The following is a 15474-nucleotide window of genomic DNA, read 5'->3' as shown; positions in this document are numbered from 1 at the left end:
ATCCAACTACAACCGTCAGAGCGGGGTGATGCTGGTGATCAACCAGGTCCCGTCCACGCGTTCGGCGTCGATGGACAGCTGAGCCGCCGACACGGTGGATTCCTTGTCGGTGACCCGTTGCGAGGCCTGGTCGAGGAACACCAGCAGGGATGCCTTGTCGCCCTTGAGCTCCTTGACGGCTGCAATCTGGACCTGCGCGGTGAGGACCAGCTTCTGGCCGGGCGCCTTCTCCTCGAGCGAGGTGAACAGCAGGGCGTACTCGTCGCTGGCCTTGCCGGTCAGCAGCTCCTTCGCGGCCTGCTGGGTCGGCCCCGGATCGTCGTACGAGAAGCTGAAGACACGCACCAGGGCGGCCGCGACGGCGGACTGGACCTCGGTCGTACGGGTCGCGTCGACGACGGCGTGATTGCCGACGTTGTCGACGTCGCGGACGCGGTCGGCCTGCCAGAAGGCCAGTCCTCCTGCAGCGAGTACAACGACAGCGACCACGAGCAGCAGGTGACGTCGGAGCAGCGTCATCATGAGAGGTCCACCGCCACCTGGTCGAGGGTCTCCAGCAACCAGGTGCCGCCGACCTTGACCAGGTCGGCCGCGAAGCGATTGCGCTTCACCGTCGGTGCGGCATCGGGGTCGGCACCGTCGCGCACGGTCACCTCGACGGACGCGATCACGGTCGCCGTACTCGTGGTCAGGTCGATGACGGCCGCGTCGACCACCTTGCCGGAGGAGACCTTGCCCTGGTCCTTCATCAGTGTGCGGGTCTCTTCATCGGTCCCCGCGATCTGGTCCTTGAGGGTGCCCGTGGACACGTCCTGCCACTTCTCCAGACCACCCGGCACGTCGCGGTAGTCGAGAGTGTTCATCGTCTCGATGTTGGCGCGGGCCGAGATCAGCACGGTGTCGCGCAGCTCGGCCAGCTCGACCGCCTTGGCGTCGTGGTCACCGGCCTTCAGCCAGGACACCAGGCCGGCGGCCAGGACCAGTGCCGCGACCACCAACAGGGCCCATTCGACGCCGCGGCCGCGTTCGCGATCCCCGAGCTCTTCGCTGTTGATGTCCTGCTCCTCCATCACGTCCGTGCTCATCGCTGACCACCCAGCAGGTCGTCGAGTCCGTCGACCTCGTTGATGCTGCCGGTGGGCCCGGCCCTGCGGCCGAGTCCCGGTGTCGGTTGGTCGACGGCCTGCGCTCCGCGCACGTTGCCCTGGGACCTCGGCGCCGTGCAGCCGGCCTTCGTGTTCAACGGCAGGCCAGCAGTGGCATCGGTGCCCCGCCGCTTCGCCGTGCCACTGTAGCCAGCGACGCACGGCAGCGGATCGAAGAACGACGGCACCAGTCCGAGGTTGATGCCCTGCGAGCTCGTGGTCGCCCAGCCCACGCTGACCGCCTCGGGCAGCCGGATCATGGCGTCACGCACACCGTTGGAGTTGACCCCGAAGATGGTCGCGGTCGACACCAGGTTGTTCATCAGGATCGCCAGCGGCTGCCCGACGTCGTGGATCAGCAGGCTCAGCTCGCGTGTGGCACCCGGGGTGTTGCCGATCAGGGTGCGCAGGTCCGCGTCGGAATCAGCCAGCGTTGCGGCGAAGAGGGCGAGGTCGCCGCTGTAGGCGCGGATCGCCGTACTCGACTCCTCCTGGGTGCGCAGCACCTGGCGGGAGTTGCGGATCAGCGAGGCGCTGACGAGGAAGTTGTCGTCCGCGGCCTTCTGGAACGACTGCGAGGTCTCCAGCAACCGGGACATGTCCTCGCCGAGCCCGCGCGAGAGGAGGTAGCCCTCGTCGATCACCGTGGTGAGGTCGTCCGACGGCAGCGACGCCGCCAGGTCGCGGCCGGACCGAAGCACCTCGGAGAGGTCCTGCGGCACCGCTTCGATGCCGCCACGCAGGTGGTCACCGTCGGCGAGCACCTTGTCGGTGTCCGTGCCGCGAAGGTCGAGGAACTGCTCACCGATCGCGGACCTGTTCCTGACCTGGACCGCCGAATCGGCCGGAATCTCGGGGGCATCGGGTTTGATCTCGATCGTGGCCTCCACTCCGTCCTCGGTGGGCGTGAGGTCCGTGACCTCACCGACCTGGACGCCGCGGTAGGTGACCTCGGAGTTCACGAACAGGCCGCCGGCCTCGGGGAGCGCGACGGTGACCTGGTAGCCGTTGCTGAACGGCGTGAAGCCGACGTACGACGCCCCGAGGTAGCTGGTGCCGAGCAGGGCGACGAGCACGAACATGCCGAGCTTCACGTGGACGGTACGGGTGAGCTGCTGCATCACTGACTCCCTTCACTGGCGCCGCCGGAGGCGCTGCCCGACGAGCCCGGACTGCCACTGTCGCTGGTCGCGGGATCAGTGGGGCTCCCGCTCGGTGTCCCGCTGCTCCCCGGCGTCGAAGGCGTGCCCGACCCGCTCTCGGGCGGCACGATCGACGGCCCCGGCACGCTCGGTGAGCCGATGCCCGGTGTCGCACTGTCGGTGGAGGGCAGCATGGTCGGCGGCGTCTCGGCGGAGCTTCCGCCTCGACCGGAGCGCGCCGCCGACCCGCCACCCGGCTGCGGCCAGGCGCAGCCGATCGCCGCACACCCCGCAGGAAGGGTGCGGAAGTTGGTCGTCATGAAGACGTTCAGGTAGTCGCCACGGATCGCGCCGAGCACGGAGTCCGGGAACGGGTAGGTCAACAGGATCTCCAGTGAGTGCGGCAGGTCGCTGCCCGCCTTCGCCAGCTGGCGCAGGATCGGCTCGAGGGCCTTGAAGTCCGCGACGATGTCCTTCTGCGAGGCATTCAGGGTGCTCACGGTGACCTTGGACAGCTTGTCGAGCGCGGTGAGCATCCGGGTCAGCTGCGGCCGTTGCTCGACCAGCACCTTCATGCCGGGCGACAGCTTCTCCAGCACATTGGCGATCTGGTCGCGGTCGCCCTCGAGGGACTCCCCCAGCCTCGCGAGGCCGTCGATCGCGCCGGTGATCGCACTCCTGCGGCGATCGAGGATGCCCACGAACCGGTTCGTCTCCTCCAGGAACGCCCTGATCTCCTCGGTCTGTCCGCCGTTGACCTGCTGCAGCTCACGGGAGATCTCCTGGAACTGCCCGACGCCGCCGCCGTTGAGGACCAGCGACAGCGCGCCGAGGACCTGTTCGGCCGTCGCCGCTGCGTCGGACTCCCCCGTCCTGAGGTAGGCACCGTCGGCCAGTGAACCGCCCGCGCCACCGGGGGTTCCGGCATCGGGGCGGACCAGGGCGACGTACTTCTCGCCCAGCAGGGAGGTCTGCTGCAGCCGCGCGGTGGTGGCGGCCGGAAGGTCGATGTCGGAGCGCACCTCCATCTCGACCACGGCGGTGCGGCCGTCCTCGGCCAGGGTCACGTCCGAGATCCGACCGACCGCGACGTTGTCCACCTTCACGCTCGACTGGGGCACCAGGTCGAGGACGTCCTCGAACTCCGCGGTGATGGTGATCGGGTCATCGCCCAGGTCAGCGCCACCCGGCAGCGGTGCGTCGTACACGCCTCCGCTGAGGACACCGCACCCGCTGAGGGACAGGCCGAGGCCAAGTCCGAGGACGGCCACCCCTGCTGCCGTCGTACGACGGAGCCTGCTCGTTCCACGCATGCTCACTGCCCTCCGTCGATGCCGGGCAACATCACGGGCGGCGCGTCCGCGGACGAACGGGCGGTCTTGCCGTCCTCGCTCCACACCGTCAGCTCGTTGAGGTTGCCGCGACCACTCATCGTGTTGCTGGCGGGGTCGTAGGCCCTCAGGAAGTTCTGCAGCGCCAGGGGAATGGTGCGCACCGCCTCGTCGATCGACTTGCGCTGGTTGACCAGGACCCGGGTCGGCCCGAGCAGGCCGTCGACGCTCTTCTTCAACGCCGCGCGGTTGTCGTGCACGAAGCCCTCGAGCAGGGCCATCGCGTCGCCCAGCTCGAGGATCGCGGCCGACATGTTCTCGCGGTCCTCGGCGAGGTAGCGCGCGACCAGGGCCAGCTGCTTGTTGGCCCCCAGCACGCCGGTGTCGTTCTTGAGCAGCGTGGTGTTGAGGGTGTCGAGGTGGCGGACGGTGTCGAAGAAGTCCTGGTCGAAGCCGTCGATGGTGGCCGACGCGTCGGAGAACTCCGACAGCATGGTGTTGATGTCGGCGCCCTGTCCGTCGAGGTTCTTGGCCAGTGTGGTGAGGAAGGCCGACAGCGCGCCGTCCCGGTTGGCACCGTCAGGACCCATGGCGTCGCTGACGTCGACCAGGCTCTCGTACATCTCGTCGATCTCGACGGGCACGGCCGTCTTCGCGATGGTGGCGCCGTCCTTGAGGGCAGGGCCGCCGTCCCACGGTTCGGTGAGCTGGACGTAGCGATCGCTGACCAGGGTGGGCGCGACCACGACGGCCCCGGTGTTCTTCGCGACCTTCTGGCCCTCGTCGAGCTCGATGGTCACCAGCACCCCGCCGCCCCTGGGCTCGACCGCGGTCACCACGCCGACCGGGACGCCGAGGATCTGCACGTCGGAGCCGGGATAGAGCCCGACCGCCGCGTCGAACTCGGCGGTGAACTCGGTGGTGTCGCGCAGCAGCCGCAGCCCGACCACGACACCGGTGACCACGAGCGCAAGGCCCGTGGCGATGGCGATCCAGCGGATCCGGGACCTTGTCGTCGCATTCATCGGGCGCCTCCCGGCTGGCAGTCGCGGACCACGTCGTTGTCGAGGACCGGTGCGTCGTCGGCATCGAAGAGGCCGCAGATGTAGGAGTCGATCCAGTGGCCGTTGCCCATCGCCGACGTGAGCATCCGGTAGTACGGCCCGAGCACCTTCAGCGCGTCGTTGAGGTGGCTCTGGTTGCGCCTCAGGACAGCGGACACACGGTCGAGCTTCTTCAGTGCCGGTGCCAACTGCTTCTCGTTGTCCCGCACCAGGCCCTGGAGCTCCTTGCCCAGCGTCACCGTGCTGCGCAGCATCGTGCGGATCGACTCGCGGCGGTTGGCCAGCTCGGTGAGCAACAGGTTGCCGTCGGAGACCAGCGCACCCAGTTCGTCGTTGCGGGTGGCGAGGGTGTCGGTGACCTCGTTGGTCGAGGCGAACAGCTTGCCCAGCTCGTCGTCGCGGCTGGAGATGGTGCGCGACAGCCGCGACAACCCGTCGACCATGCCCCGCACCGATTCCGGGGTGTTGGCGAACACCTCGGACATCGTGTTCAGGCTCTCCTCGAGCTGGGCGGTGTCGATCTCGCCGATGGTGGAGGACAGGTCGGAGAAGGCCGCGTTGACGTCGTACGGCGTCGTGGTGTGCTCGAGCGGGATCGGACCGTCGAGAGCCTCGGCGCCGAGTGGGTCGATGGACAGGAACTTCTTGCCGAGCAGGGTCTTGATCTTGACCGCCGCGGTGGACTGGTCGCCGACCTCGACGCCCTTGACCCGGAAGGTCACCAGCACCTGCTTGCCGACGAGCTCGATGTCGGCCACCTTGCCGACCTTGACGCCGGCGACCCGGACCTCGTCGCCGGCGTGCAGCCCGGCGGTCTCCGCGAGGTAGGCCTGGTGGCGGTCGCCGCCGCCGATGACCGGCAGGTCCTCGGCGTAGAAGGTCGCGAAGAAGGTCGCGACGAGGGCGACGAGCCCGATCACGGCGATGACCACGCGGTTGCGTTCGGCGAACGAGGTCGGATAGCGCTTCGTCATCACTTGCACCTCCCGGCGACGGGCTGGACGCCCAGGTCGCCGTAGTAGCCCTCGGGCAGCGGGATCCGGCCCTCGATCGAGCAGACGTAGAAGTTCACCCAGGAGCCGTAGCTGGTCAGGCGGCCGACCCGGTCGAGCTTGGTGGGGAGCGTCCGGAGGAACTTCGCGATGACGTCCTCGTTGTCGGCGAGCACGGCGGACAGGTCGCCCAGCGCCTTGATCGAGCCCTTGAGCGGCGCCCTGCCCTCCTGGAGCAGTCCGGCGACGCTGTCGGACAGGTCGCTCATCCCGTCGATGGTGGAGCCGATGGTCTCGCGGTCCTCGGCGAGTCCGCTGACCAGCTGCTGCAGGGTGACCAGGGTCGTGTCGAGCTGCCCGGAGCGCTCCTCCACGACGCCCAGCACCGAGCTCAGGTTGGTGATCAGGTCACCGATCACCTGGTCGCGATCGGCCAGTGTGGAGGTGAGGCTGGCGGTGCTGCTGAGCAGGCCTTCGACGGTGGGGCCCTCGCCCTGGAAGACGGCGATGATCTGCCCGGACAGCTCGTTGACGTCCTCGGGGTCGAGGAGCCGGAAGAGCGGCTGGAACCCGTTGAACAGCACCGTGAGGTCCAGCGCCGGCTCGGTGTCGTCGAGGTCGAAGACGTGCCCCGCGGCCAGGCGTTTGCCGGGCACCTCCGCCGGCTGTACGGCGACGTAGCGCTGGCCGACGAGGTTGCGGAACCGCAGCTGGGCGGTGGATCCCTCGCTCAGCGGTGCACTCTCGGAGACGGTGAACGTCACGCGAGCGGTGCGTCCGTTGGCGATCTCGATGTCGGTGACCGTGCCGACCTTGACCCCCGCCATGCGGACGTCGTCGCCCTTGTTGAGGCTGGTGGCGTCGGTGAACAGGGCGACGTACTCGTCGCTCGGTCCGCTGCTGCTGTTGCGGATCGTGCCGGCGAGCGCGAGCGTCGCGAGCACGGTGGCGATCGCGAAGACCAGCGACTTGGTCAGCGTCGTTGCGAACTTCTGGTTGCGGCTCATCGGACCTCCACCTCGGCTCCACGGAGCAGCGGTCCGACCAGCAGGCTGCCCCAGGCGGGGTAGGCACGCGGGCTGACCCCGACGGTCGGCGCCATCAGCTCGGCGATCAACTGGTTCTCGGCGGGCGAGTTGGCCTCACCGAGGCCGGCGCCGGCCGCGAACGTGTTGCGGATCCGGTCGCTCGGCGGAGGGGGAACCTGCTCGGGCGTGTCCGCGGAGGGAACCTGACGGTTGCCGCCGACGGGCTTGACGCTGCCGTCCTGGTAGGGACAACGCGGCTTGCCCTGTGTCGCGTAGCGCGGGTCGTCGCGGCCCAGCAGGTACTTCCCCCGCGACGGCGTGACGTTGAGGACCACGTGCACTCCGGGTTCGTTGGTGCCCTTGCCGAGGGTCTTGTCCATCACCGGGATGAAGTCGCGCAGTGACTTGAACAGGCACGGGAACTGGGCGGCGTACGGCGCCACCGCCTCCAGCGCCCGTCGGCTCTGCTCCGACAGCACGGTGATCGTGGACTGGTTCGCAGCGACGAACTCGCGGGCGTCGTCGGCCGCGACGATGACATTGGCGAACAGGTCGTTCACCTCGGTGCGCTGGTCGACGAGGGTCGCGGACGTCGTGGTCATGCTGTCGAGCGCGTCGATCAGGTCCGGCGCGGCGACGGCGTAGGTCTCGGCGACCCGGCCGAAGGACTCGAGGTCGTCCATCATCTGCGGCGCGAGCGGGTTGAGCTTGTGGAGGTAGTCACCCCAGGCGACCATCGTGGTGCCGATGTCGTCGCCGTTGCCGCGCAACATGAGGGCGAGCTCGCCGAGCATCGCGGAGAGCTTGTCGGGCTGGATCGCCTGCAGGACGGGCAACAACTGGTCGAAGACCTCTTCCAGCTCGACGGCGGCGGACGAGGCGTCCTGGGCGATGGTGTCGCCGGCCTCGAGCTTGTCGTCCCCCTTTCCAGCGGTCGACGGGACCACGAGGGCGACGTAGCGCTCGCCGAACAGGGTCTTGGGCAGCAGGCGCGCGGTGGTCGTGGTCGACAGGTCGTCGAGCACGTCGGGCTGGAGCGCGAGCGTGAGGGTCGCTCCCCCGTCGCGGGGTTCGATCTTGTCCACCGTGCCGACGGGCACGCCGTTGAGCTTCACGTCGGAGCCTTCGAGCAGGGCGTTGCCGAGGGTGCCGGTGGTGAGGGTGATCTCGGCGCGGTCGGTGAACACCTGGTTGTAGGCCAGCCAGGTGCCGGCGAGGATCGCGAGCACCAGCGCGATGTAGCCGACGCCGAGGGCGGCATCCCGCGCGCGGCCGAGACTCATCACGCCGCTCATCCGGCGATCCTCACCGTCGTCGTGGTGCCCCACATCGCCATCGACAGGGCCAGGTCCAGCAGCGCGACGACGACCAGCGTGCGTCGTACGGACTGACCGACGGCCAGTCCCACCCCGGCGGGACCGCCCTTGGCGAAGAACCCGAGCCGGCAGTGGATCAGGATGATCAGGACCGCGAACACGAGCACCTTGCCGAAGGACAGCAGGATGTCGACCGGTGGCAGGAAGAGCTGGAAGTAGTGGTCGTAGGTGCCGGCGGACTGGCCGCGCAGCTGGACGGTGACCAGCCGGCTTCCGGCGTACGACGTCAACAACCCGATCACGTAGAGCGGGATGATCGCGATGAAACCGGCGACGACCCGGGTGGACACGAGGAACGGGACGGCGTCGAGCCCGATCACCTTGACCGCGTCGATCTCCTCGCTGATCCGCATCGCTCCGAGCTGGGCGGTGAAGCCCGCGCCGACGGTGGCCGACATGGCGAGTGCGGCGACGAGCGGCGCGATCTCGCGGGTGTTGAAGTAGGCGGAGATGAAGCCGTTGAGCGCGCTGGTGCCGATCTGGTCGAGGGCGGCGTACCCCTGCAGCCCGACGACGGTGCCGACGAACAGGCTCATGCCGGTCATCACGCCGACGGTGCCGCCGATGACGGCGAGCGCGCCGGTGCCGAAGCTGACCTCGGACAGGACCCGCCAGATCTCCTTGGGATAGAGGCGGATCGCCTTGGGGATGCCGGCGATGACGGTGCCGTAGAAGCGGACGTCGCGGCCGCTCTGGACCAGGCCGTCGAGGCGGCGGTCCCACCACGGGCGCTGGGGTACGACGACGTGGCCGGCCTTGCGGCTGGGCGGCCGGCCCCAGGTGGGCGGAATGCCCCCGTTGCCTGGCGGGCCTGTTGGTGGCCGGGTGCCGATCGCCATCTCAGGCTCCCTTCCCGGGGACGAGCTCGAGGTAGAGCGTGGTGATCACGAAGTTCACGAAGAACAGCAGGAGGAAGGTCACGACGACGGACTGGTTGACCGACTCCCCCACGCCCTTCGGCCCGGGGCGGGTGTTGAGGCCGCGGTAGGCGGCGACGACGCCGGCGAGGAAGCCGAAGATCACGGCCTTGAGCTCGCCGACCCACAGGTCGGAGATCTGCGCGAGTGCGGTGAAGCTGGCGAGGTAGGCGCCCGGCGTACCGCCTTGCACGACGACGTTGAAGAAGTAGCCACCGAGGACTCCGACGACGGACACGAGCCCGTTGAGCAGCACGGCCGCCATCACGCAGGCGAGCACGCGCGGGACGACGAGCTGTTGCACCGGATCGATGCCGATCACCTTCATCGCATCGATCTCGTCGCGGATCGTCCGCGACCCGAGGTCGGCACAGATGGCCGCACCTCCGGCTCCCGCAATGACCAGCGTGGTGACGATCGGCGCTGCCTGTTGCACGACGGCCAGGACCGAGGCCGCGCCGGTGAAGGACTGCGCGCCGACCTGGACGGTGAGGGTGCCGAGCTGGAGGGCGATCACGGCGCCGAACGGGATGGCGATCAACATCGCGGGGACCCAGGAGACGCTGGTGACGAACCAGAACTGGTCGAGAAGCTCGCGGGCCGCGAAGGGCCGGCGGAAGGTGGCGCGGATCGTGTCGAGGGCCAGCGCGAAGAAGGCGCCGACCTGGTCGAGCGAGCGCGAGACGGGATCGGGGCGCTTCACGGAAGGTGGTCGATCTACCTCCTCGTCGTCGGCGATGTACAGCGACGACTCCCCGGACGCGACTCTCCGGGCGTGCCGTTCGGTGGCCGGGCGCGGGAGACCACTGGCGGGAAGCAGCTGGCGCGGCAGGACCTCGATCGCGCGGGCACCGGCACGCACCATCGTGTGGGCACCGACGGCGTCGGCCGGGTAGCCGTAGGCGTCGAGCACGGGCGCATTGACGCTGTGGTCGACCTCCTCGCTCATCCCGATTGGGCCGACCGGGTCACCGGCCATGAACTGCGACACGACCGGGTGGTCGGTGAGCAGGAACTGCTCACGCGGGCCGTACATCACCAGCTGGCGGCGGTACAGCATGCCGAGGTTGTCGGGCAGGGTGCGGGCCAGCTCGATGTTGTGGGTGACGACCAGCATGGTCGCGTCGGTCTGCGCGTTCACGTCGAGCAGCAGCTGCGCGAGGTTCGCCGTACGGACCGGGTCGAGGCCCGAGTCGGGCTCGTCGCACAGGATGATCTCGGGCTCGGTGACCAGCGACCGCGCGAGACCGGCGCGCTTGCGCATGCCGCCCGAGATCTCACCGGGGAGCTTGTGCTCCTGGCCGAGGAGTCCGACCATGTCCAGCTTGTTCAAGGCGATCTGGCGCACCTCCGCCTCGGACTTGTGGGTGTGGGCCCGCAGCGGGAACGCGACGTTGTCGTAGACGCTCATCGATCCGAACAGGGCACCGTCCTGGAAGAGCACGCCGAACTTCTTGCGCAGGTCGAGACGGTGCGATTCCTTGGCCGTCATCATGTCGACACCGTTGACCAGGCATTGCCCGTACTCCGGGCGGAGCAGACCCATCAGCGACTTGAGGAAGACCGACTTGCCCGTCCCCGACGGGCCGAGCAGCGCCGTGATCTCACCGGGCGCCAACGTCAGCGTGACGTCGCTCCAGATGTTCTGGGAACCGAAGCTCTTGGTGAGTCCGGTGACCTCAACGGTGCCGCCCATGGCGGGTCTCCTGCCTGTCGGTGTTGATGCGGGTGTTCATGGCGCGACCGCGGGGTCGCTGCTGGTGGTCGTGGCGGTGCTGGGTTCGGTGGGTTCGCTGGTCGGCCCGTCGGTCGGGTCGCTGGTTTCTCCCGTCGGTACGTCCGTCGGTTCCGTGGTCGTCTCCGTTGCCGACGGAGTGGCCGACGGAGTGGTCGATGGAGTGGTCGACGGGGTGGCTGACGGGGTGGCCGACGGGCTCGGTTGCGGGGTCCGGACCGTGCTGGACACGACGCTCCGCGCCTGGATGTCCCGGCAGGCACACAGATCGGGCAACACCGGCAGCGGACTCACGGGCACCGTCGGAGCGGGCAGCCGTGCCGCCTCCTCGTCGTACTGCCGGACGAGCGCGAGGACCGTGCGGACGAAGCCCGGCGCCGGGTGGTACGACGCGAGGGCCGGCACCAGGTCCCACAACGACGCGAGGTTGCGTCCACCGGCGCAGAGCAGGACCGCTGCCGCCAGGGCGGCGTCGTCGACGTCCTGCGGGTTGCGGACCCCGTCGTCGTCGGCGTCAACCGCGACGACGGCCCAGGTGGCGGGCAGCAGCCGCATCGGCCCGACGGGCGCGTCCCGCAGCTCGTTGCCGTCGACCTTGCCGAGGTCGGTGTCCGGGATGTCGAGGAGCTCCCCCACGGCCGGGCCGCGACCGTGGTCGGACTCGACGCGACCGATGGCGGCGAGCACCGTCCAGTCGAGTCCGCAGTCCGACGCGGCCGTCATGATCGCGGCAGCCCGCTGGTAGGCGGCGACCGCGTCCGGCGGGGCGGAGCCGAGCGACCCCGGGAAGTCGCTCGGCTCGCCAACCGCCTGCCGTCGTACGACGACTGCGGGTTCCACCGCGACCGCCGGAACCGCGTCGGAGACGAGGGCTGTTGCCTGGGAGGTCCCCTCCGACCGTTCCGGCGTCGCGGGGGCTGGGGCGGCCGATGCGACCCGGAGGACCTGGACCGCTCCCCCGACCAGACCGGTCGTCGCGAGGAGGACGCCGAGCACGACGGTGAGCACGGTGCGTGCCCGGTTCCCCCGCACGATGCGGTGGAACGCCTTCGTTGCCCGAGACATCGGCTCCCTCTCCCGTGACGGCCGTCACTCGGCCTGCGGCTCAGTCAAGGCTGACGGCGACACCGGGGCTAGGGCCTCGCCGCAATCTGTCCGCCCACCACACGGATGTTGTGATGCGCGTGACAACTTTTGGGATGGGAGCGCCGGAGCCACGACCGGTCCGCGGGGCGAAGGGGCCGGCGACGCGGGTCGTTGTCAGCCCGATGACAACCCGCTGGGCCCCGGAGGTCGAGGAGGTCGCGCGGCGACCGTCTCGAGACCCCGAAACCGCCATTCCTGTTGAGGAATGACGGTTCCGGTGGGGGTCAGTGTCAGCGCGGAGTCAGGACAACGTCAGCGGACTGCTGCCTGCAGGCGGGACGTTGGTGAGTTCGCCTTGCAACACCGCGTGGTCACCAACCTGGAAGTCGAGAGTGACGCACCAACTCCCCGACCAGTAAGTGACGATCAGCGCGGAGGTGCCCGGAGTGAATCGCTGTGTAGCGGTGTCGAAGGCGCCGTCGATCGTGCCCTCGAACTCCACCACACAGTTGACAGCAGTGAAGCCCATCTCGACCTCGTCGAGGCGGACGGGCCACGAAGTTCCGTTCGACGGACCCGTCACGGTAGTCCGCCAAGTAGGCTCCGCCGTGAAGTTGCTGAGTCCGTAGAGGGGGTTCGTGCACGTATCAGTCAGCGCACCCAGGTCGACGGCCTCGCCGCCGAACTCCCGCGCAACGCCCGGCATCGTGACTTGGCCAGCGACGTCGAAGCGCGAACAGGTGAAGCTCTGGTTGATCTCTTCGAAGTGAACCCTGACGTTGGTGCCCACCAGATTGAGCGAGGGCCCACCGGTCGGCGTGTAGTCGGTCGCCGCGTGAGCCCCCGCCGACATTGTCGTGACCATCGCAGCGCTGGCCATCGCAACCGCCAAGGCACGCAACGGCTGCCGAGTTCGAGTCTGGACCATCATCACTGGTCACCTTCCGGAAGCGGCGGACGCACCGGCAAGGCCGGGGCAGGCAGCGGGCACGCAGTTGCGTTGCACTTGGTGAGGTCGTTCAGGTCAACGGTGCTGTCGTTCTGCCCGACCAAGGTGGACTGCACCAGCCGGACCGGGTTGTTGGGTCCCGACGCCATGGTGGTCATCAAGCGACTCAGGTCTTCTCCGCCCGTCCCGCAACCGGTGAACGGCGGAACCGTGACCCCCGTCGACGCGGGAAACGTCCTCCCGTTGTCCGGCCCGTAGTAGGGCGAGTCCAGCGGGCGGATGGTGCCCGGGTGAAGGCCGTCAAAGGCACCGACAGGGCCGCCTGTGTTGGGGAAGTAGCCACCGAGTCCGGTCTCCCCCCACAACTGGAGGTCAGCGGGGCGGACCGTGCGACACGTGGCACCGAGGTCGATCGCGACACCGTCCACCTTCAGGTCGCTCAGGGTGATCTCCACCTTGCCTTCGACCAGGGCCGTGACAGGGGGAGCGTCGAAAGTGGGGTCGCAGCCGATGTTCGCACCCACATTGGTGTGCCAGATGTGCACGGCGAAAGGCTGGACTCGGCCGCTCACGCGGGGAGTCCTCAATGTGAGGGTGACTTCCGCAGGAACTGATCCAAAGGCCAGCAGCCGAACGCGGGTGGAGGCAACTTTGCCGACGTCGACGCCACCCGACCTCAAGGGGGCGACTGGATACAGCAAGGATTTGAAGTAAAGGCCTCGCTTCTGCGTCGTGAGGTCGGCGCTGGCACATTCCGGCTGATAGAACGGATCAGGCAGGCAGGGTCGGCCGCGCGCACAGAGCCCTTGAAACGCTGTCGGGTTGTCCGGCGGCGAGTTGAAGAGGTTGGCGTAGAGGATTCCCCAGATCGGACTGTCAGGTCGGATCGTGATGTACATCTTCGAGCGCCTCACGACGGTCCCCTGGGAGTTGGTGACCACGCCACCCTGACCGGTGCCGATCGCCGTCTGGGGCAGCTCGTCCTCACCGGGCACCGGATCACCCGGTGCACTGCTGCTCGGCGTGGACAGCAGCAGCGACACCACAGCCACGACACACGCGACGGCGACGGCATGGCGTCGGGTGGCGCCGAGACGCCTGGTTCGAGCTCGCATGATGACTGCTGACCTCCGAGTGGGCTGATGGGGACGGTAGTACACAAATCACCGAAGGCCGGTGGTGCAGGTCGCGTCGGGCGACCCGCACCACCGGCTCCGGATCAGGGCATCACCGTCACGGGTTGGAGATGTCCAGGGCAGTGCTGCCGGCCGGCGGCGTGTTGGTCCAGTAGCCGCCGACAGCGATGGTGTCGCCGGGCTGCAGGTCCAGAGTCACGCACATGGAGCCGGTGGGGGCTCCGGCGCCGCCATCGATGGTCAGGCCCGACGCACCAGTGTTCGGGGTGAACCGCTGGTTGCTGTCGTCGAACTTGCCGTTGACGACCCCGGTGACGCCGAAGGTGCAGTTGGCGGCGGTGACCGTGGCCTTGACGTTCTTCAGGCGGGCCGGCCACGACGTGCCAGTGGCGTCGCCCGTGACAGCGACGGTCCAGGTGCCGACCGGGGCGACGGTCGTGGCACCGGCGAGCGGGTTGGTGCACCCGCTCGAGGACAGCGTGCCCAGCGTGCCGCCGTCGGCGCCGTACGCACGACTCGATCCCGAGCTGATGATCGATCCGCTCAGGTTGAACGTGGAACAGGTCAGCGTCTGCGCAGCCTCGATGTCGGTGAAGCTGACGCTGGTGCCGACGAAGTTGGCGCTCGGGCCACCCGTGGGGGTGTAGGTGGTCGCAGCCTGGGCGGACGTTGCGGTCATGGCCAGGACGGCGGAGGCCGCGGCCGTGGTCGCCAACATGGTGCTGACGAACCGGTTGGACTTCTTCATGGGGTTTCTCCTTGGGTGGTGGGGGTGTTACCTGTGGAGCAGTCGGTGGATGCAGGCATCAGGCCGGCGGACGCGGGTTGTTCAGGTTCAGCTCGAGCGTGTTGTCGGTGCCGGGCACGAGCGAGTTGATCGGGATCGAGCCGAACCACGGGAAGAACCCGGGGATGTCGAAGAAGTTCAGCGGCGTGCAGCCGGTGAAGTTCCCGATCGTGTACGTCGCCGTGACCGGGCCGCCGGCGTTGATGGTGAAGTAACCGGTCGGCGGCGTGGTGCTGTTGTCGATCGGGCTGCTGGCGTTGATGGTGACCGGGTTGATGGTGTGGCAGTTGCTGCCCACGGCCAGCGGCCACCAGATGCCGAACACCTTCGCCTCGACGTTGCTCAGCCTGATGTCGTACTTGACCTGCGTCTCGAGGTCGAGCGCCTGGCGCGGTGAGGGCAGCTTCGTCAGGGTCCCGGTGACCGGTCCGACCTGGGTCATCGTGACCGTGGCCCGGCTCGGGATGCCGAAGATGCTGAAGGACATCACCTTGCTGGGGATCGCCATCGTGCCGTCGACGATCGGCGTCGGCAGCGGCGCCGTGGTGTCGATGGTGACCTCGATCGTGGTGGGGCCGAGGGCCATGTCGGCGTCGATCTGGGCGCCGATGTGGGTGGAGCCGACGGCGTCGTACACGACGGAGAGGTGGTTGGGGTTGGTCTCGTCCGCGTGCGCCACCGGCTGGGAAAGCGCCGCGGTGGCGGCAACGAGCGCGAAGGCGCTCGCCACGACGGCCGAGCGCCTGCGTGCCTGGGGAAGAACGTTCACTGGATCTCCTGGGGGGT

General features: G+C 68.6%; 15 protein-coding genes and 1 pseudogene. All 16 read right to left on the bottom strand.

Features of this window, described 5'->3' with window-relative positions:
* Nucleotides 1–15: 15 nt before the first annotated feature.
* Nucleotides 16–522 (bottom strand): hypothetical protein, encoded by a 507-nt coding sequence (locus tag ACOACQ_RS07525; RefSeq protein ID WP_378603202.1) that lies wholly within the window; start codon nt 520–522, stop codon nt 16–18.
* On the bottom strand, nt 519–1085 hold the full coding sequence (locus ACOACQ_RS07520; protein ID WP_378603205.1) for a hypothetical protein: 567 nt from the start codon (nt 1083–1085) through the stop codon (nt 519–521). Before ACOACQ_RS07520 ends, ACOACQ_RS07525 begins: the two co-directional genes overlap by 4 nt.
* Complete coding sequence (locus ACOACQ_RS07515; RefSeq protein WP_378603208.1) at nt 1082–2266, bottom strand: MlaD family protein; 1185 nt, start codon at nt 2264–2266, stop codon at nt 1082–1084. The genes ACOACQ_RS07520 and ACOACQ_RS07515 overlap by 4 nt, the downstream gene beginning before the upstream one ends.
* Nucleotides 2266–3600, bottom strand: coding sequence for an MCE family protein (locus ACOACQ_RS07510; protein ID WP_378603211.1), 1335 nt, complete (start codon nt 3598–3600; stop codon nt 2266–2268). The genes ACOACQ_RS07515 and ACOACQ_RS07510 overlap by 1 nt, the downstream gene beginning before the upstream one ends.
* Nucleotides 3601–3602: 2 nt before the next feature.
* Nucleotides 3603–4643, bottom strand: coding sequence for an MCE family protein (locus ACOACQ_RS07505; RefSeq protein ID WP_378603214.1), 1041 nt, complete (start codon nt 4641–4643; stop codon nt 3603–3605).
* Nucleotides 4640–5656 (bottom strand): MCE family protein, encoded by a 1017-nt coding sequence (locus tag ACOACQ_RS07500; RefSeq protein ID WP_378603217.1) that lies wholly within the window; start codon nt 5654–5656, stop codon nt 4640–4642. The genes ACOACQ_RS07505 and ACOACQ_RS07500 overlap by 4 nt, the downstream gene beginning before the upstream one ends.
* On the bottom strand, nt 5656–6681 hold the full coding sequence (locus ACOACQ_RS07495) for an MCE family protein (protein ID WP_378603219.1): 1026 nt from the start codon (nt 6679–6681) through the stop codon (nt 5656–5658). Before ACOACQ_RS07495 ends, ACOACQ_RS07500 begins: the two co-directional genes overlap by 1 nt.
* On the bottom strand, nt 6678–7997 hold the full coding sequence (locus tag ACOACQ_RS07490; RefSeq protein WP_378603221.1) for an MCE family protein: 1320 nt from the start codon (nt 7995–7997) through the stop codon (nt 6678–6680). The genes ACOACQ_RS07495 and ACOACQ_RS07490 overlap by 4 nt, the downstream gene beginning before the upstream one ends.
* A complete protein-coding gene (locus ACOACQ_RS07485) occupies nt 7994–8917 on the bottom strand; it encodes an MlaE family ABC transporter permease (protein ID WP_378603223.1) in 924 nt (307 codons plus the stop codon). The genes ACOACQ_RS07490 and ACOACQ_RS07485 overlap by 4 nt, the downstream gene beginning before the upstream one ends.
* Before the next feature lies 1 nt (nt 8918).
* On the bottom strand, nt 8919–9698 hold the full coding sequence (locus ACOACQ_RS07480) for an MlaE family ABC transporter permease (RefSeq protein WP_378603442.1): 780 nt from the start codon (nt 9696–9698) through the stop codon (nt 8919–8921).
* Nucleotides 9699–10247: 549 nt separating this feature from the next.
* Nucleotides 10248–10691 (bottom strand): annotated as a pseudogene (locus ACOACQ_RS07475) (ABC transporter ATP-binding protein); the annotation flags it as partial.
* A gap of 36 nt (nt 10692–10727) precedes the next feature.
* Nucleotides 10728–11795, bottom strand: a complete 1068-nt coding sequence (locus ACOACQ_RS07470; protein WP_378603225.1) for a hypothetical protein — start codon at nt 11793–11795, stop codon at nt 10728–10730.
* Nucleotides 11796–12117: 322 nt separating this feature from the next.
* Nucleotides 12118–12747 (bottom strand): hypothetical protein, encoded by a 630-nt coding sequence (locus ACOACQ_RS07465; protein ID WP_378603228.1) that lies wholly within the window; start codon nt 12745–12747, stop codon nt 12118–12120.
* Nucleotides 12747–13808 carry a hypothetical protein gene (locus tag ACOACQ_RS07460; protein WP_420288000.1) on the bottom strand — a complete coding sequence of 354 codons (1062 nt, stop codon included), beginning with the start codon at nt 13806–13808 and terminating at the stop codon, nt 12747–12749. Before ACOACQ_RS07460 ends, ACOACQ_RS07465 begins: the two co-directional genes overlap by 1 nt.
* Nucleotides 13809–13998: 190 nt before the next feature.
* Nucleotides 13999–14649, bottom strand: a complete 651-nt coding sequence (locus ACOACQ_RS07455) for a hypothetical protein (protein WP_378603233.1) — start codon at nt 14647–14649, stop codon at nt 13999–14001.
* Between the two features lie 58 nt (nt 14650–14707).
* Entirely contained in the window at nt 14708–15457 is a 750-nt protein-coding gene (locus ACOACQ_RS07450) for a hypothetical protein (RefSeq protein ID WP_378603236.1), read from the bottom strand.
* Nucleotides 15458–15474: the final 17 nt, after the last annotated feature.

The organism is Nocardioides sp. CPCC 206347 (assembly GCF_048654605.1).
In the GTDB taxonomy this organism is placed as follows: Bacteria; Actinomycetota; Actinomycetes; order Propionibacteriales; family Nocardioidaceae; genus Nocardioides.
This window is presented reverse-complemented; position numbering and strand designations above follow the sequence as displayed.